Consider the following 18144-nt stretch of genomic DNA (forward strand, 5'->3'; position numbering starts at 1 on the left):
GCATACCAACGTCTTGAGCGCTGAATCACTTCCTACCTACTCCGTCCGCGAACTCAACAACGCGATTGGAATGCTGTTGGAGCGGGGTTTTGCGCCTCGATTTGTGATCCAATCAACAGCATCGAGGCCTCAAGTCAAAAAGGGCCATCTCTGGCTCACCTTGAGTGATGGAGATGCCAGCATCACTGCCGTGGCCTGGGCTTCAAAGTTAAAACAGTTGGACTTTGTTCCTGCCGACGGCGACGGAGTCACCGTGATTGGCAGGCTCAATTTTTGGTCAGCACGAGCGAGCCTTGCTGTTCAGGTTCTCGATATGAGGCCCAGCTTGACCACCGTGTTGCGACGGTTTGAAACGGTCAAAGCACAGTTGCTCGAGGAGGGCGTCATTGATCCCGGCCGGCGTCGAAAATTGCCGGCTTACCCCAAACGATTAGCCGTCCTCACAAGCGTTCCAAGCTCAGCCCTCGCAGACATGCTGCGTACCGCACAAGAGCGATGGCCTTTGAGCGAGCTTCTTGTGGTTCCGATCCCCGTCCAAGGGGAGGTCGCGCCGGTCATTTGCGGGGTTCTAAGTCGCCTTGCGGAACAACATCATCAGCTCAGATTGGACGCGATCGTGCTCGCCCGCGGGGGAGGAAGCCGAGAAGATTTGATGGTCTTTGATGATGCGGACGTTTGCCGAATCTTGGCCAGCTTCCCACTGCCAGTTGTAACTGGGCTGGGCCATGAAGATGATCTCACCGTTGCTGATCTCGTGGCAGACCATCGAGCCGCAACGCCAACAGCCGCCATGGTCACACTGATGCCGAGCAAGGAGTCGGCACAACAAACCATCAGCCAAAGGCGCACACGCCTTAGCGAATACAAACGCTGGCGACTAGAGCAAGCCAGCTCACGACTAAAAGAACGACACCTGCAACTCCATACACTTCGGCCTGCTGTGGCCCTACAACGTCGACGCAATCAATGGGAACAGCGGCAGCAATTGTTGCTCGCTCTTTCACCCCAACGATGGCTCCATCGGGGCTTTGCGATGCTCCATACAGCAAACGGACAACCCGTTCAAAGCATTGATGACATCTGCCTCAATGAACAGGTACACATTCGCCTCAAGGATGGTGTGGTTCAAGCCATCACCAAAACCATTCAAGCGAATGAAAGTTCTAACTCACAAGCATCTCTCTAACTGACATGCCACGAAAAAAGCCCGAACCATCAAAGACATCTGAACAGGACACTTGGAGAGAAGATGCATCCCAGCTCAGCTATGAAGAGGCCTTACAGGCTCTCGATGTACTGCTTGGCCAATTGCAAGACGATTCCATTCCATTAGCGGATCTACAGAAAAATCATGCGCATGCGTCGATCTACCTCGATCGCTGTGACTTACTTCTCAGCCAGGTAGAGCAATCAGTACGCCAACTCGATCCGAATACGATGGAAGAACGCACGCTCGACACAAGCAACAATGAATAAATCTCTCCCATGGATTTACCTCTTGCTTGCCATCCTTGGAGCCATCCTCCCTTGGCAAGCCAATCTCGAATTCATGCAAATGAATCCTGGTGGTGGATTTGATCTCCAAACTTTCATCCAAGATGCCAATATCAATGCAGCCTCCCGCTCTTTAAACAGAGATCTCGTGATTGCCGCATCAGCCTTCAGTATTTGGATCGTTACCGAAGGAAGAAAGCTACAGATCAAGGGTTGGTGGATCGCTTTAATCGTGAGCTTCAGCATTTCATTCGCATGTGGAGGCCCACTCTTCCTGTATTTGCGGGAACGCAAATTAATGGCAATCAATTCAGAACAAGATACAAATTGAGAGCTAGGGATCTACATCCTCAGCTTTGATATCGATAGTGACATCACTTGCTGGCAGTGAATCATCAACGGCTTTCTCCTTTGATGCACCAGATGTTCTTGCCGGGAGAGGAGATCCGCAAGCAGGGCATTGAGCGTCTCTCGTCATCGTGCTCAAGCCACAAGCCTCACACGTTCTTACCCGGCTCTGCAACACCTTCCAACCAATCCACCCCAAACCACCGAGGACAACGGGCAAAGCAAGCAGTGTGATCAGGAGACCTCCAGCCAAATCAAGCAGAACACGGCCTGCTGCCGTAGGTAGCAGCAACAGCGCTAGTAAAAGCAACCAGAGGAGTGGAGGGAAACGTCCCATCAATCAACACTCCATACGAACGATGCTCTCATAATCGCTGTTTTTTTGCATTCAGGCACGGATGGATTTATTTGGATTCCTGGTATGACTGGCAGAGGCCTTCGCAAGCTCAACGCTCCAACATTGGCCAAAATAAATCACAACACCCACCATCCAAACCCACAAGGTGAGAACCAGAACACTGCCAATCACTCCATAGGCCTGAAAGCGAGACCCCAGGGAGAGGATGCTACGACTCACCGCAAGATTAAGAACAGTAAGAGCAAAGCCAATCAATAACGAACCTGGGATGAGCGGCCTAAATGGGACTCGACGACTAGGCAGCAAAAATTGAAGCGATAGTGCTGAAAGTGAAAACCCAAAGAATGGAACCATCAACCGACCAAATTGCAAGACTGGGATATGAGAAAGGAGAGTCCCAAGCCAAGGGATCGTCAATGACAACTCGGACAAAGCATCAGCAGGAATCATGCGGACATTGGCACTGAGCTGATCAAGGACAACCAAGAGTCCTATCAAGATCACAACAAAAAAGGCTTCAAGCCTGTTCCGAATAAACTGAACAGCTTGAAGCTTGAAGGGCAAGTTTCGCTGTTGGGGTGCAATCACACCATTCCAAAGTCTTTCCGATCCACGTTGCAATGTCAGATATACATTGCCTGCAGTAAGTAACAACACACCCGCACCCAGCAAACCAGCGCCAAACCCCTGACGGACTAACTGCATCAGCGTGTTTTGCACAATCACAACTGCTGATGGCGGCAAGACACCACTTGCATACGCAACAATCTTGCTCTCCAAGGCATCTTGCCGCCCAAGAAACCACGAGGCAATTGATAACGAAATCAGCAAAATAGGGAAGATTGACTGCAGCGTGTAGTAAGCGAATGCAGCACTCAGATCCACACAATCGCACTTCGCCCAACGCAAACAGGCGCACCAAAGGCTACGAACCAACCTTTTCAGTGGTTTATAAGTAGCCATGGCAGGTGCTGGCACCAATGAATACCAAACTAACAAGACAATAAGCACAAAAAAAGCCACCCCTTCAAGGGATGGCTTTCTTCGTTTGGAATGTTTTTACCTGGCATCGAGCTATTTTCTCAGGGGGCTACCCCCCAAATATCGTCGCCGCTGCTGCGTTTCACAACCGAGTTCGAGATGGATCGGAGTGGTTCCACAGCGCTATGGACACCAGGATAGAAAATTCCCAAGGTTTGACCCCTGAGAACTGCATAGCGGCATCAACTCAACTTTCGTTTTATTGATGCAATCTGGATTAAATAAAGTCTTTAAAGGCAAGAACCAAGTGTTGGTCAAGCCCTCGGTCTATTAGTACTCCTCCGCTGCATCCATTACTGAACTTCGACGTAGAGCCTATCAACGGGTGTTCTTCCCGTGACCTTACTGGGTTACCCCATGGGAATACTCATCTTGAGGTGGGCTTCCCACTTAGATGCTTTCAGCGGTTATCCACTCCGCACATGGCTACCCAGCGTTTACCGTTGGCACGATAACTGGTACACCAGAGGTGCGTTCCTCCCGGTCCTCTCGTACTAGGGAGAAATCCTCTCAATATTCCTACGCATACACCGGATATGGACCGAACTGTCTCACGACGTTCTGAACCCAGCTCGCGTACCGCTTTAATGGGCGAACAGCCCAACCCTTGGGACCGACTTCAGCCCCAGGTTGCGATGAGCCGACATCGAGGTGCCAAACCTCCCCGTCGATGTGAACTCTTGGGGGAGATCAGCCTGTTATCCCTAGAGTAACTTTTATCCGTTGAGCGACGGCCCTTCCACTCAGAACCGTCGGATCACTAAAGCCGACTTTCGTCCCTGTTCGACTTGTAGGTCTCACAGTCAAGCTTCCTTCTGCTTTTGCACTCGTCGGCTGATTTCCAACCAGCCTGAGGAAACCTTTGCGCGCCTCCGTTACCTTTTAGGAGGCGACCGCCCCAGTCAAACTGCCCACCTGATACTGTCCGCTCCCCGGATAACGGGTGAACGTTAGAACCCTAGCTCTGAAAGAGTGGTATCTCACCATTGACTCCCTAGTACCCACGAGCACTAGATCAACGTCTCCCACCTATCCTGCGCATTCAGAGCCCGGGCACAATACCAAGCTACAGTAAAGCTTCATAGGGTCTTTCTGTCCGGGTGTATGTAGTCCGCATCTTCACAGACAATTCTATTTCGCCGAGCCTCTCTCCGAGACAGCGCCCTGATCGTTACGCCTTTCGTGCGGGTCGGAACTTACCCGACAAGGAATTTCGCTACCTTAGGACCGTTATAGTTACGGCCGCCGTTCACCGGGGCTTCAGTCGCCAGCTTCGCTTACGCTGACCGGCTTCCTTAACCTTCCGGCACTGGGCAGGCGTCAGCCCCCATACATCGTCTTGCGACTTAGCGGAGACCTGTGTTTTTGGTAAACAGTCGCCAGGGCCTCTTCACTGCGACCACATTGCTGTGGCACCCCTTCTCCCGAAGTTACGGGGCCATTTTGCCGAGTTCCTTAGAGAGAGTTACCTCGCGCACCTCGGTATTCTCTACCACCCCACCTGTGTCGGTTTCGGGTACTGGCAGTTATGCCTTAACGGGTATAGAGCTTTTCTTGGAAGCATGACATCACCAACTTCGCTGCCGTAGCAGCTCGTACTCACGCCTCAGCTCGGATCGTTTTCGCCGATCCTCAACGCCTCGAACGCTTGAACCAGTAACCAACATCTGGCTTGGCTAGCCTTCTCCGTCCCTCTTCCCAAAACATAACCGGTACAGGAATGTTGACCTGTTATCCATCGACTACGCCTTTCGGCCTCGCCTTAGGTCCAGACTAACCCTCCGCGGACGAGCCTGCCGGAGGAACCCTTAGGGTTTCGGTGCATGGGATTCTCACCCATGTTTTCGCTACTCAAGCCGACATTCTCACTTCTATGCAGTCCACGCCCGCTCACGCTAACGCTTCGCCCCACATAGAACGCTCCCCTACCATAAATCCGCAGCTTCGGTACAACACTTAGCCCCATTCATTTTCGGCGCAGGATCGCTCGACCAGTGAGCTATTACGCACTCCTTTGAGGATGGCTGCTTCTAGGCAAACCTCCTGGTTGTCTGGGCAATCCCACCTCCTTTATCACTTAGTGTTGATTTGGGGACCTTAGCTGGCGGTCTGGGCTGTTTCCCTCTCGACCATGGAGCTTATCCCCCACAGTCTGACTGCCTCGCTACACACAGGGTATTCAGAGTTCATCTCGATTTGGTACCGCTCTCGCAGCCCGCACCGAAATGGTGGCTTTACCCCCCTGCTGGAGCACGAGACGCTACGCCTCAACGTATTTCGGGGAGAACCAGCTAGCTCCGGGTTCGATTGGCATTTCACCCCTAACCACAGCTCATCCGCTGACTTTTCAACGTCAGTCGGTTCGGACCTCCACTTGGTATCACCCAAGCTTCATCCTGGCCATGGTTAGATCACCCGGGTTCGGGTCTATAAACACTGACAAACGCCCTATTCAGACTCGCTTTCGCTATGGCTCCACCATTTCCGGTTTAACCCGCCAGTGCCTATAAGTCGCCGGCTCATTCTTCAACAGGCACACGGTCACCCTATTAGTAGGGCTCCCATTGCTTGTAGGCTCACGGTTTCATGTTCTATTTCACTCCCCTCCCGGGGTTCTTTTCACCTTTCCCTCGCGGTACTGTTTCGCTATCGGTCACACAGGAGTACTTAGCCTTACGAGGTGGTCCTCGCTGATTCACACGGAATTCCACGTGCTCCGTGCTACTCGGGATACAGCTAGGTCAGTTCAGTTTTCGTGTACGGGGCTTTCACCTTCTATGGCGTGTCTTTCAAACACTTCCACTAACATTCCTGATCCACGTTGCTGTCCCACAACCCCAATGGTCGAAACCATTGGTTTAGGCTCTTCCCCGTTCGCTCGCCGCTACTTAGGGAGTCGTTTTTACTTTCCTTTCCTCCAGCTACTAAGATGTTTCAGTTCGCTGGGTTGGCTCGCGCCAGCCTATAGATTCAGCTGGCCGTTCTAAGGGTTGCCCCATTCGGAAATTCCCGGATCAAAGCGTGTTTCCAGCTCCCCGAGACTTATCGCAGGTAACCACGTCCTTCATCGCCTCTGTGTGCCAAGGTATCCGCCGTGAGCCCTTTGTAGCTTGACCAATGTATCTCCAACACGCTTGCTGTCGTTGAAACAGATTCTTCTAACTTCTACAAGTAGAAATTAAAATCAAACTCTCAAATGCTCGACACATTTGAAAGAACATGCTGGAGTCTCGGCTCTTGCTTAGAATTAACACCATCCCATCGTGAATTAACACTCAAGAATGATGCATCCATAAAGATGCTTTATTCTTTCCAGACTTACTATGCAGTTGTCAAGGTTCGGCCAGACATCAAAACAATGCATTGATCTCTCAATACATTGCATCGAGCCCAGCATCCTATCAATTAAACATCATGGAATCATTTCCATGCCTTAAAATGACAAGAAGCTAGGGTCATCTAGCGGACACATCTAAATCACAATCCATACGAGTTCATACTCCAGGCTTTGGAGATGGGGATTTTGGTAGTCAGTGGAGGTTAGGAGACTCGAACTCCTGACATCCTGCTTGCAAAGCAGGCGCTCTACCAACTGAGCTAAACCCCCTACACCGAATGGGCCATCCTGGACTTGAACCAGGGACCTCACCCTTATCAGGGGTGCGCTCTAACCACCTGAGCTAATGGCCCAGGAGTCTCATCCCTAATGGGTTGTGAACTAGACAAAGTTTAGGAACTAAAAATCTCCACTAAGCAGAGATCCATTGCTGGATTCTCTTAGCTTCAAAGTTGAGGTACCGATCGACCTAAGGTGACAGGATTTTGGCCTAAGAATAAATAAACTCAGACATCAAAATCGTTGTTTGTCTCCCTGTTAGGAGGTGATCCAGCCGCACCTTCCGGTACGGCTACCTTGTTACGACTTCACCCCAGTCATCAGCCCCACCTTCGACGTCCTCCTCCACAAGGGTTGGAGTAACGGCTTCGGGCGTGGCCAACTTCCATGGTGTGACGGGCGGTGTGTACAAGGCCCGGGAACGTATTCACCGCAGTATGCTGACCTGCGATTACTAGCGATTCCTCCTTCACGTAGGCGAGTTGCAGCCTACGATCTGAACTGAGCTACGGTTTATGGGATTTGCTTGTCCTCGCGAACTTGCTGCCCTTTGTCCGTAGCATTGTAGTACGTGTGTAGCCCAGGATGTAAGGGGCATGATGACTTGACGTCATCCACACCTTCCTCCGGTTTATCACCGGCGGTCTCTCTAGAGTGCCCAACTAAATGCTGGCAACTAAAGACGTGGGTTGCGCTCGTTGCGGGACTTAACCCAACATCTCACGACACGAGCTGACGACAGCCATGCACCACCTGTCACTGCGTTCCCGAAGGCACTCTCAAGTTTCCAAGAGATTCGCAGGATGTCAAACCCTGGTAAGGTTCTTCGCGTTGCATCGAATTAAACCACATACTCCACCGCTTGTGCGGGCCCCCGTCAATTCCTTTGAGTTTCACACTTGCGTGCGTACTCCCCAGGCGGAACACTTAACGCGTTGGCTACGACACCGGAGGGGTCGATTCCCCCGACACCTAGTGTTCATCGTTTACGGCCAGGACTACAGGGGTATCTAATCCCTTTCGCTCCCCTGGCTTTCGTCCATGAGCGTCAGTGATGGCCCAGCAGAGCGCCTTCGCCACTGGTGTTCTTCCCGATATCTACGCATTTCACCGCTACACCGGGAATTCCCTCTGCCCCTACCACACTCTAGCCCAACAGTTTCCACTGCCATGATGGAGTTAAGCTCCACTTTTTAACAGCAGACTTTTTGGGCCGCCTGCGGACGCTTTACGCCCAATAATTCCGGATAACGCTTGCCACTCCCGTATTACCGCGGCTGCTGGCACGGAATTAGCCGTGGCTTATTCATCAAGTACCGTCAGATCTTCTTCCTTGATAAAAGAGGTTTACAGCCCAGAGGCCTTCATCCCTCACGCGGCGTTGCTCCGTCAGGCTTTCGCCCATTGCGGAAAATTCCCCACTGCTGCCTCCCGTAGGAGTCTGGGCCGTGTCTCAGTCCCAGTGTGGCTGATCATCCTCTCAGACCAGCTACTGATCGATGCCTTGGTGAGCTCTTACCTCACCAACTAGCTAATCAGACGCGGGCTCATCCTCAGGCGAAATTCATTTCACCTCTCGGCATATGGGGTATTAGCGGCCGTTTCCGGCCGTTATCCCCCTCCTGAGGGCAGATTCCCACGCGTTACTCACCCGTCCGCCACTAACCCGAAGGTTCGTTCGACTTGCATGTGTTAAGCACGCCGCCAGCGTTCATCCTGAGCCAGGATCAAACTCTCCGTTGTAGATCAATCCCTTTTGGCTCTCACCTCAGATTGACTTGCTTCACCCACTCCACAGCACTGGCGTACTGCTTGCAGTTGTCGCACCCTTCCTCTGACAGAAGGATTCACAAGAGTGCAAATCTAGAATTTCTTCCTCGTTTGACTTTCCAGGATCTCAGATCCGGTCGTTGCTCCACATTGCGCACACCGACAACAAAAAGGTTCGTGAAAACCTTCAAGTTGTAAGCACAATGCTTCGACGCAACTAAAATTTTGTTGACGGGACCTCACACCTCTATCGCAATATCATTTAGCTCTCATTAAAACCTTGCGGTCCTAACTCAAACTAAACGCGATAAAAGCGTCAGTTCCTAAACTTTTCGGTTGTCCAGGTTCTAGCTTTGCGTCCCCTTTCAGAGACGGTCGGCCTGCGGTCTCGCGACCGCCTTTGAAACTTACAACATCGTGGGATCGCTCCCTCAATCTCGTAAGAACCCCCAGAACACTCCAAGCTTTCGCTCTTTACGTCCCGCGGCTGCGCGTCGGAGCAGTGCTCCCCTGCGCAGTCCAAAATCATAACCCAATCACTGCCCTTTTCGCAACTCTCACTCTTCCTTCAGCATCTCAAGACTTGAGCAGAAACTCTCCCCAGGGCGCCAAGCGTTCCAGCTGCTTCCGAGAGCCCGCAGCCACCACAGGGAAGCCCATCTCCGAAAGATCACGACCTGGTTCCAAATGAGCGGGGTGAGGGCCCAGCCAGATCAGCGGGCAGTCCAGTTCCGTGAGCACGAGCCAAGCTGCTGCTAGATCCCAAATTTTCGGAGTGGCCTCGAGCGCACCCGCGGTTTGGCCCATCGCCACACTGACCAAATTGAGGCTTGCTACACCCAAGAGACGAATTTTTCCAGGAAAGGACTGATCGGGCCTTTTTTGGAGAATACGAATCGATCGACTGCAAAGCGATACGCAAGAGCTTCCAGCCGCAACCCTGCTCTCAGGGGTCAAACGTTTTTGATTCCGCCAAGCCCCTTGTCCTCGAATTGCAACGATCCGCTGGCGCAAGGATGGGATGTCGAGAAACGCCTCCGCTGGCTCTCCATCGACGAATCTTGCAATCGAAATAGCCCAGTAGGGAATCCCAGCAGCAAAATTGGTGGTGCCATCCAACGGATCAACCACCCAGTACGCAGGAGTCGTCGGACACTGCTGACTTCCCTCTTCGCTGAGCACACCCTCGCCAGGGGCAATCTCGGCTAGTCCCTCAACGAAGGCAGCATCACTCCATCGATCACAGGCTGTGATCAGGGTTCCATCAGGTTTGACATCAGACACGATGTGACCAAAATCATTGCGCTGACGTTCAGCGACCCGATCGATCAGGCGATGCACTCTCTGCAGTTGCTGGGGAGTAAGCGGATCGGGCACCCTCAATCAGCCTTGAAGGACAGGAACAGGAGCTTCACAAGCAGGACGATTAGGTTGCGGCTCAATAGGAATATCAAGATCGACTTGATTTGGCTTTGTAGCAGGCAGATTTAGAGCTGGGCAAGCCAGCACTTGATCAAGACCAGTACGACGTCGTAGTTCAGCAATACTGACGTTGTAATCGGTGATCGCGTTGGCGTAACTCACCTCGGCTTTTGTGAGGTCACGCTGCGTGTCCACAACCTCACGTTGGGTGGTTACACCGGCTTGAAAGCGCAGACGAGCCAAGCGCAGTGACTCAGCCGTTGAGAGAACCTCGCTAGCGGAAGTATGGATATTTTGCGACGCTTTACGAAGGCTGAAAAAGCTGTCCTCAACCTCAGAACGTATGCGATCCCGCTCTGAGGCAAAATTGAATTTGCTCTCTTCAGCGCGCTGCTTGTTTTGACGATATTGAGCACGGGCTCGCCCACCATCAAATATGGCCCAAGTAGCGTTTAAACCAACAGCATTGCTGTAGTTCCAGTTGTAATCATCCATATCAATCGAGCCAGATTTGTTGGCTTGCCCTTGGTTCCTACTTGTATCAAACCGATTAAAAATACTCAGAACTGGCTGAACGGCAGCAAGTGCTGCATTGGCATTGCTGTTATTGATTGAGATATCGAGAATGAACTGATCCAGTTCTTCCCGAAACGCATACGCCGCGATAATGCTTTCTTGCAGTGATGGTTGCCAAATTCCGAGCACGCGAGAGGGATTCGCTGCTGTAGGGGTGACATCCTGTGGTAGAGCAAGCAGCGCAGCTAAGGCTCTGCGGGCCTGGGATTGACCAGCCAAACCATCGGTGAGAACTAATCGGTCTCTGGATAACTGCGTTTGCGCTTCCAACACTTCCAGTTTGGTCGCGACTCCAGCCTGATAACGAGCACGTGCATCACGCAGGCTGACAAGCGAAGCGCGCACCGATTGCTGTCCAATCCGGACCTGTTCATCCTGACGCTGCAGTTGGAAATAAGCCGTAGAAGCTCGAAGCCTGAGTTCTCTCAAGGCAATGAGATAGGCATCACTGGCCTTCTCAAAGTTGTCACGGGCTGCAGAGATTTGGGGAACTCGTGCAGGATCGATCAAATTCCACTGCACTTGAGCAGAGAAACTGGCCGACCAGCGTTTTGTGTAGGTATTGGGGTCCCTCTCAAGAAGCGGCTCTCCTGTTAAGGGGTTCTGTTCAGGAGTGGCAAGAAATTTAGGGTTTCGATATTGCTCACCCTCTAGATATTGAGGCAGACCATTTGCTGTGAGATTCACAGTGGGGTACCAAGCTGAAATCGCAGCAAGAACTCCTGATTTGGCCTGTTCAACCTGACTTGCAGCAGCCTTCAAGCTGGGGTTATTGACTTCAACAATTTGCTCTACTTCTTGAAGAGTTAAAGGACGTAATTCGCGAATCGTGACGTGAGAAGGGAGATCGGGTAGAGCAAGACTATCTGGTGATTTCAGCGCATCCAAATCCTCAGGAAGCGTTGTCGCAGCAGGAGGCATGACCGATGGATCGGCCTTAGGTCGTGATCCTTTGACATCGAGAGCATTGGGGAGGGTCGACTGATCCATCAGTGACGACTCAGCCAATGATGGTTCAGAGGAGGGGGACTCGCCCTCCTCAATCTGAGCAAAGGCAGTCGAAACTGCAAAAACAGGCAAACAACCTGCAACTAGAAAAATATGAGCAGCTGTCCGAAGCACAACAAAACTGGAACTCAGCGGAGCTTAAGTGCTTTTCTCAAGGGAACCGAGTGCAGAGGCCACGATTTCAGCTGCTCCATGCACGATTCGCACCGAAACCGGCAAACTTGCCCGCAATTGATCCAAGGTCATGTCATCTAAAAACACAGGATCGCCTTGACGGAGCATGACGGAAGGCAGCAAAAGCTGCTCACCAAGGTCCTGATCTAACAGGCCATCAAGGAGGTCTTGTCCCGTTAGCAAGCCAGTCACAACCTGATCTTGCCCCCAGTAAGGGCTCGGGAGGCCATGCAAGGTCAACTGAACACCCTCCACTGCATTAAGCCTCTTCAGAACAGGTTCCAGGGCGGTTTCGACCAAACGTCCAACCACCCAGCTGCTCTTCACTGGTTTCTCAACAGACTGGGGGAGATTGATGGTGGCTTCATCCAACGCAGCGAGGAACGCTCGGATACTGCCAACCCCATTTTCCTGCTGAGGGAAGTCTTCGTAGCTCGCGCGCGAGGGCAACGACAAGCCAGCAATCAGGTACCACTCATCCGAAAGCCAGACAAAATTGCTCTCCAAACTGGCCCGAAACTTTGTCTGAAGAGGTTCCACCGCTGCAATCACCTTTCTGGCATCCTCTGGAGTGACAGCACGAAGGCCATCAGCTGCTGGCCTGAACCGGGTCAGGCCCACAGGAACAACGGCGACAGAGAGAACTGCCGGCCACTCACCGCCTCCAAATTGAGCCAAATCCTGAATGGTGCGTAGCAATGCAGCTCCATCGTTTTGATCAGGACAGACCACCACCTGCGCGTGGATCTGAAGATCACGTTCAGAGAACCAGGCCAGCTGCTGCAGGAGCTGACCTGCTCGTGGATTCTGCAAAAGGCTCGAGCGCAGATCGGGATCAGTGGCATGGACAGAAACAAATAAGGGCGACAGACGCTGTTGTTCGATCCTTTGCCAATCGGCATCACTGAGATTCGTCAGGGTGAGATAGGAGCCGTAAAGAAAACTCAAGCGATAGTCGTCGTCCTTGAGGTAGAGGCTGCTGCGATGGCCGGGTGGCTGCTGATCGATGAAGCAGAACGCACAGGCATTGCTGCACTGACGCAATCCATCGAACAATGCTTCTGTGAAGGCCAAACCCAGGCCGTCATCCACATCCTTTTCCAGATCCAGCTGATGGAGCACCCCTGCTGCATCGCGAATCTCTAAGTGCAACTCCTCCTCAACGATCAAATAGCGGTAATCGATCAGATCTCTGGGACGGACGCCATTAATGCTCAACAACTGATCGCCGGGCTCAAAGCCAAGGTCCTCTCCAATCGATCCCGGCTCGACCGATGCCACCACAGCCGGTGCGGGCTGGCGGGAGCCACGATCTGGATCAAGAGCCGCAACAGCCACACCGGCAGAAGGTTCATTCCACACGGAGCTGTCGGTCAACTCCGATCAGTTTGATGCCGAACCAGACCACCAGACCAAAAGGAGCACACCAAAGAGCAACCTATACACAACAAAAATCCAGGTGCTGTGGCTCTGGAGATATTTAATGAGCCAGTCGATGGCCAGCCATGACACCACTGCGGCAGAACAGATCCCCACAAAAACAGGCAAAACTCCCCCCACGCTGGGCTCTGAAAAGGCGTCCTTCAATTCCACCAATCCTGCGATCGTGATGGCAGGAATCCCTAACAAAAAAGAGAAGCGAGCGGCATCCTCCCTCTTCCATCCATCAAATAGTGATGCCGTCAGCGTGCTTCCGGAACGAGAAACACCTGGGATCAAAGCCAGGACTTGAGCCAAGCCAACCACCAGACCATCGCGTCCTTTCACCTGTGTGAGCTGCTTCAATCGCGGCCCCAGCCGTTCAGCGAGACCCAACAAAAGCGCCATCACAATCGAGACCACAGCAATGGCAGGAACACTTCGCAAAGGGGAGGTTGCATAGCTAGGCCAAAACAATTTGATGCAAAAACCAGCAATCAAAATGGGCACGGTGCCGATCGCCATCGCAACTCCAAGTCGGGCCTCAGGCTCACGCCATTGACCGCGCCTCACTGCTCTACTGATGCCTTTGAGAACTCCCGCCAAATCAGCACGGAAGTAGGCAATGACAGCCATGATGCTGCCCAGTTGAATCACCGCGGTTACCGAAACGCCAGGGTCGCCCCATCCGGCAAGAACAGGAACAACCTTGAGGTGGGCCGTGCTGCTAATTGGCAGAAATTCCGTTAGGCCCTGCACGACACCGAGCACAAAATCACGCCAACAGGCCTCAAGCAGTCCAGGATCTGTCGACAAAGTGCTCTTCGGCGTGAGTGATACGACTATGCGCCATTACGCACAAAAAGACAGGTGTTTAAGACCACGAGATAGGCGACATTTTCATCATTACTTGGGCGCCAGATCCCGAAGATGGCTTCAAATCTTCTAATCTTCGAGTCCTTTCGTTACCTCATCCGGGGAAGCCCTTTTGCTGAGTGGTCTGATTCAGACGCCATCAACAGAGACGAAGACCCTGGAGATGTCCCAGGGTCCAACGTTTTCGTTACCTCGCTCGCTGTCATTATGGGCAGGGGCTTTGGTTGTTCTACCGGTCTTTCTTCAGGCGCCCTGGGTGCGCGTTCACCCCTTTAGTTCTTGTCTATTCACCGCAATTCTTCTAGCAACAGGGATAGTGGCGGTACAGCTTGGCGATACATCTTGGAAGCAATCCGGAACCCTGTTGGTTGGATTCAGTGGGAGTTGGCTTGCTGGCACGCTGTTTTGGGGATGGCTTCGCATGCATCCGGTCTTGCATATCCCTGTGGAGGCCATTGCCCTACCGCTAGCCATTGGCGGGCTTAACAGTCGCTGGAAGTTGAGCTGCTCCTTTTACCTAGCTTCACTTCTAGGCACAGCCATTACTGACATCACAATGGCTCTGACCGGGGTGATGTCGTTTTGGCCAGAAGTTGTTAATGCCTCATCAAACGAAGCCCCTCATCTCCTCAACGAAGCAGCAAAGTTGGTTTTACAACCAACGTCTCTCTTGATCCTTGTTTCAGCCGCAGGGCTTGTTCTGTGGTTGGCAAAGCAGTTTTGGACCCAAGCAGCAAGGCCTTCAGAGCATCAAAAGGCTTGGAGCGTGGCAGCTGCTGTCCTCTCCACCACCATCTTGATCGATGCATTGTTTCTCGTGCTCTCCCTGTCAGTTCCAAGTCTGAGCGGTCTGATCTGAAACGAACTGCGAACGCCTGACAGTGCTGAGGCAGCAAAAGGGTTCTGCACTTGTAAGGTTTCCGTACCGGCGCTGCCGGAAGTTCAGTTCCGAATCCCGACGGAGAGTTCAGATGAAGCGCCTGTTGTCCTGGCTGACGGGCTTGGTAGTGATCGGTGGCCTATTGATAGGCCTTCTCGTTCCCCCCAGTGTTTCTGCCGCTGAGATCAGAAATGTCGCAGACGACAAACTCGCCGAACGCGGCGACAAGGTTGATTTAAACAATTCCTCGGTGCGTCGCTTTCAGCAATTCCCTGGGATGTATCCCACGTTCGCGGGAAAGATTGTTCTCGGTGGTCCCTACGAGAACGTCGATGACGTTCTGGATCTAGACCTTTCAGAGCGTCAGAAAGAATTGTTTGAGAAATACCGCGACAATTTCGTGGTCACAGCTCCATCGATTGCTCTCAACGAAGGCTTCGATCGCATCAACGACGGTCAGTACCGTTGACGTTGACCCAAGCTTGAACCGCCAGGAGCGCTGGCGGTTTTTGCTCCTATGAGCAGCCACGCAACCTCTATCGATCCGATTGCGCCTGGACCCTGGGATGTGATCGTGATTGGCGCCGGTGCTGCCGGACTGATGACATGTTTAGAGCTTCCAGAGGGTCTGCGCGTCCTGCTCCTCAATCGAAACACGAGCAGGCGATCGTCTAGTCGCTGGGCTCAAGGAGGAATCGCAGCCGTCACCCGTTCCAACGACAACGCTGGAAGCCACGGCGAAGACACCGTGCAAGCAGGGGCTGGGCTGTGTGATGGCGATGCCGTGCGTCTTCTGGTTGATGAAGCTCCGCAAAGCGTGCTCAGACTTCAAGAGGTCGGCATGGAGTTTGATCGCAACCCGGATGGGTCACTCGCGACCACCCTCGAGGCAGCCCATAGTCATCGAAGGGTTCTCCACGTGCAAGACCGCACAGGCAAAGCCTTGGTGGATGTCTTGAGAGACCGGGTGGATGCTCGTCCTGGTTTGCAACATCGCCGTGGCGTTCGGGTGACCCAGCTGTGGGTGCAAAACAATCGCTGCTGTGGCGTCCAAGTCCTAGAAGGCCCTCGGCTTCACTGGATTCCGGCCCGTGCAGTGGTATTAGCCACCGGAGGTGGCGGCCACCTTTACACCAACACCACCAACCCAGCACAAGCCTGCGGCGAAGGTGTAGCGCTGGCTTGGCAAGCCGGAGCCGCAATCGAAGATCTGGAATTCATTCAGTTCCATCCCACAGCCCTCAAGCTTGAGCATGCACCTTGCTTCTTGATCTCTGAGGCCGTCCGCGGGGAGGGGGCTCTCCTCGTCGACGCCTTGGGGCAAAGCCCCGTCCATGAACTAGTAGGAAAAGACTTAGCCCCAAGAGATCAAGTCAGTCGCGCTCTGGTTCGTTGCATGCAGGCCCAAGGGGTCGCGCATATGGGGCTGGATCTCACCCCCATCAACACTGAGACGTTGCTGCGGCGCTTTCCCACCATCCTGGAACGCTGCCACAGCTTTGGGATTAACCCAGAACAACAGCCAATTCCAGTGGCTCCAGCAGCCCACTATTGGATGGGAGGTGTTGCCACCAACTTGAAAGCTGCTACCAGCCTTCCTGGCCTCTACGCCGTTGGTGAAGTGGCCTGCACCGGTTTGCATGGAGCCAATCGACTCGCCAGCAACTCATTGATGGAATGCCTGGTGTTCGCAAGGCAACTGCGTGACATCGACCTTGGCAATCCACTCCCTAAAACAACCACAACGGAACAACAAACAGAAGCAACTTCAACCAACGATCACGATCATGGAGCGTTCAGCAAACAAGAACTCACCCAATCCATCCAGTGGCTGAGATCAGAATGCTGGCGGGTCGCGGGCGTTGATCGATCAGCCCAAGGCATGCAAGACGTGTTGAAAACACTGCAGAAAGCCACGCCACTCCTCGAAGCGATGACTCCTCTCAAGCTGATGCAGCAACAACATCCTGAGCGGAGCACCCTTCTCGATGAAAGCAGGCGTGCGGAGCTGAACCTGATGTTGGATCTTCTTCATCGCCAGCAATCGAGTTCATTGCTACTGGAAGCTTGTTTGTTCCGGAAAGAAAGCAGGGGTGGACATTTCCGTAACGACACCCCTGCTCCTATGCCTCAATGGTGCCGTCATAGCCGCCAAGTGAAAGGCCAGGCCATCGGGACGAGAGCTGTGACCTCTTAAGCGTGGCTATGGCACTTAGAAGTCCTCAGGTCCCTTGTATCCGGAGAGACGAGCAAGATCAGGAAGTTTTTTCACGCCAGAGTCGAGCTCGCCGTTGATCTCCCACGTCGGGAATCCCTCAATGCCCTTGCTCTGACAGAGCTTGGCATCGTTGTTTTGACCTGTTGGAGCACACTCAACAACCTTGAGGGTTTTTGCAGCCTCCTTCCCGAACATCTCCTTCTGTTCGTGGCAATGGGGGCACCAATAGGCGCTGTACATGACGGCTCCAGAGGCCGTGAGGTGTTCTGCAAGGGAGATTTTGGCTGGGTTGCTCTCCGAAACAACCGCTGGAGCTGCACCTGGACCTGTTGCGGCGGCATCCGGACGTGCAGGATCAAGTACCGAAGCCCAAATCAGGCCACCAAGCAACACTGCTAGGGCGAGCAAGAAACCGCGAAACAGCAGTTGAGAGGGTTCGTCCCATCCTCCTCCGATGACAGACAACACCAACAAGGTGAGGGAGAGAAGAGCCGAGAGAACGCAGAAAAAGCAGAAGGCCTGGATCTTGATCACCATCAGGCCCACCAACACCAGGCTGAACACAGCCATGACGAGTGAGACCGTGAACAAGCCCCACCAGGTGCGACGCGACAAGTCAGCTTTGTTCTCTGACAACCCTGGAAGCAAGGGCACAACCGCCATGACCAGAACCGCGAGATACGCGATCAAGCCGGCAAAAGAGAGGGGAAGACTGAACCCATCCCCCTGAAACAAAGTGCCCCATGGACTATTCAGGACCTTGTCACAACCACCAGCGCCCATCGGGCAGGTGAGATTCCCTAGCACTCCCCAAAACTTCAGAGTGATCGAGCCGGTATCGATAACGCCGACCGTGGCCAAAACGGCCATGACAATCCGAACCCATTTCGAACCTTGGTCCTGCCGGCGTCGGCTGGTGAGACGCTGAGTTGCCATTAAGGCTG

General features: G+C 53.1%; 13 protein-coding genes, 2 tRNA genes and 3 rRNA genes. 6 read left to right on the forward strand and 12 right to left on the reverse strand.

Annotated elements, in window-relative coordinates; genetic code table 11:
* The first annotated feature begins 13 nt into the window (after positions 1-13).
* The 3 genes from xseA to SynMVIR181_RS11485 are packed head-to-tail and all read left to right on the forward strand — an operon-like array spanning position 14 to position 1825.
* Entirely contained in the window at positions 14-1186 is a 1173-nt protein-coding gene (gene xseA / locus SynMVIR181_RS11475; RefSeq protein ID WP_186590652.1) for an exodeoxyribonuclease VII large subunit, read from the forward strand.
* A gap of 5 nt (positions 1187-1191) precedes the next feature.
* On the forward strand, positions 1192-1476 hold the full coding sequence (gene xseB / locus SynMVIR181_RS11480) for an exodeoxyribonuclease VII small subunit (protein WP_186589318.1): 285 nt from the start codon (positions 1192-1194) through the stop codon (positions 1474-1476).
* A complete protein-coding gene (locus tag SynMVIR181_RS11485; protein WP_186589319.1) occupies positions 1469-1825 on the forward strand; it encodes a DUF2834 domain-containing protein in 357 nt (118 codons plus the stop codon). Before xseB ends, SynMVIR181_RS11485 begins: the two co-directional genes overlap by 8 nt.
* 3 nt (positions 1826-1828) lie before the next feature.
* Here SynMVIR181_RS11485 and SynMVIR181_RS11490 read toward each other — a convergent pair whose 3' ends face one another.
* The 11 genes from SynMVIR181_RS11490 to SynMVIR181_RS11540 form a co-directional block, all read right to left on the reverse strand.
* On the reverse strand, positions 1829-2179 hold the full coding sequence (locus SynMVIR181_RS11490) for a hypothetical protein (RefSeq protein WP_186589320.1): 351 nt from the start codon (positions 2177-2179) through the stop codon (positions 1829-1831).
* A gap of 51 nt (positions 2180-2230) precedes the next feature.
* Positions 2231-3163 carry a YihY/virulence factor BrkB family protein gene (locus SynMVIR181_RS11495; RefSeq protein ID WP_186590653.1) on the reverse strand — a complete coding sequence of 311 codons (933 nt, stop codon included), beginning with the start codon at positions 3161-3163 and terminating at the stop codon, positions 2231-2233.
* 98 nt (positions 3164-3261) lie between these two features.
* A 5S ribosomal RNA gene (gene rrf, locus SynMVIR181_RS11500) occupies positions 3262-3378 on the reverse strand.
* A gap of 113 nt (positions 3379-3491) precedes the next feature.
* Positions 3492-6357 (reverse strand): 23S ribosomal RNA (locus SynMVIR181_RS11505).
* Between the two features lie 418 nt (positions 6358-6775).
* A tRNA-Ala gene (locus SynMVIR181_RS11510) sits at positions 6776-6848 on the reverse strand.
* Between the two features lie 9 nt (positions 6849-6857).
* Positions 6858-6931 (reverse strand) — tRNA-Ile (locus SynMVIR181_RS11515).
* Positions 6932-7115: 184 nt separating this feature from the next.
* Positions 7116-8600: ribosomal RNA gene (locus SynMVIR181_RS11520) — 16S ribosomal RNA — on the reverse strand.
* Together the 16S, 23S and 5S rRNA genes with 2 tRNA genes alongside form the textbook arrangement of a ribosomal RNA operon.
* 603 nt (positions 8601-9203) lie before the next feature.
* Positions 9204-10004 carry an inositol monophosphatase family protein gene (locus tag SynMVIR181_RS11525; protein WP_186589321.1) on the reverse strand — a complete coding sequence of 267 codons (801 nt, stop codon included), beginning with the start codon at positions 10002-10004 and terminating at the stop codon, positions 9204-9206.
* A 6-nt stretch (positions 10005-10010) separates the two neighbouring features.
* Positions 10011-11615: a TolC family protein gene (locus SynMVIR181_RS11530; RefSeq protein WP_186589322.1), complete on the reverse strand. Its 1605-nt coding sequence runs from the start codon at positions 11613-11615 to the stop codon at positions 10011-10013.
* Positions 11616-11771: 156 nt separating this feature from the next.
* Complete coding sequence (locus SynMVIR181_RS11535) at positions 11772-13169, reverse strand: TIGR03279 family radical SAM protein (RefSeq protein WP_186590654.1); 1398 nt, start codon at positions 13167-13169, stop codon at positions 11772-11774.
* Positions 13170-13190: 21 nt separating this feature from the next.
* Complete coding sequence (locus tag SynMVIR181_RS11540; protein WP_186589323.1) at positions 13191-14042, reverse strand: undecaprenyl-diphosphate phosphatase; 852 nt, start codon at positions 14040-14042, stop codon at positions 13191-13193.
* 223 nt (positions 14043-14265) lie between these two features.
* On the opposite strand from SynMVIR181_RS11540, the gene SynMVIR181_RS11545 reads away from it, so the two are divergent.
* The 3 genes from SynMVIR181_RS11545 to nadB all read left to right on the forward strand — a co-directional run bounded on the left by SynMVIR181_RS11545 (position 14266) and on the right by nadB (position 17179).
* Positions 14266-14961 (forward strand): DUF3120 domain-containing protein, encoded by a 696-nt coding sequence (locus SynMVIR181_RS11545; RefSeq protein ID WP_186589324.1) that lies wholly within the window; start codon positions 14266-14268, stop codon positions 14959-14961.
* Between the two features lie 112 nt (positions 14962-15073).
* Positions 15074-15451, forward strand: coding sequence for a photosystem II complex extrinsic protein PsbU (gene psbU, locus SynMVIR181_RS11550; protein WP_186523946.1), 378 nt, complete (start codon positions 15074-15076; stop codon positions 15449-15451).
* A 48-nt stretch (positions 15452-15499) separates the two neighbouring features.
* Positions 15500-17179: an L-aspartate oxidase gene (nadB, locus tag SynMVIR181_RS11555; protein ID WP_186589325.1), complete on the forward strand. Its 1680-nt coding sequence runs from the start codon at positions 15500-15502 to the stop codon at positions 17177-17179.
* Positions 17180-17194: 15 nt separating this feature from the next.
* On the opposite strand, the gene SynMVIR181_RS11560 is transcribed toward nadB, so the two are convergent.
* The gene (locus SynMVIR181_RS11560; RefSeq protein ID WP_186589326.1) at positions 17195-18136 is read right to left on the reverse strand and encodes a vitamin K epoxide reductase family protein; all 942 of its coding nucleotides are present in this window, start codon (positions 18134-18136) and stop codon (positions 17195-17197) included.
* Between the last annotated feature and the right edge of the window lie 8 nt (positions 18137-18144).

The sequence above is a fragment of the Synechococcus sp. MVIR-18-1 genome, assembly GCF_014279835.1.
Taxonomy (GTDB): domain Bacteria; phylum Cyanobacteriota; class Cyanobacteriia; order PCC-6307; family Cyanobiaceae; genus Synechococcus_C.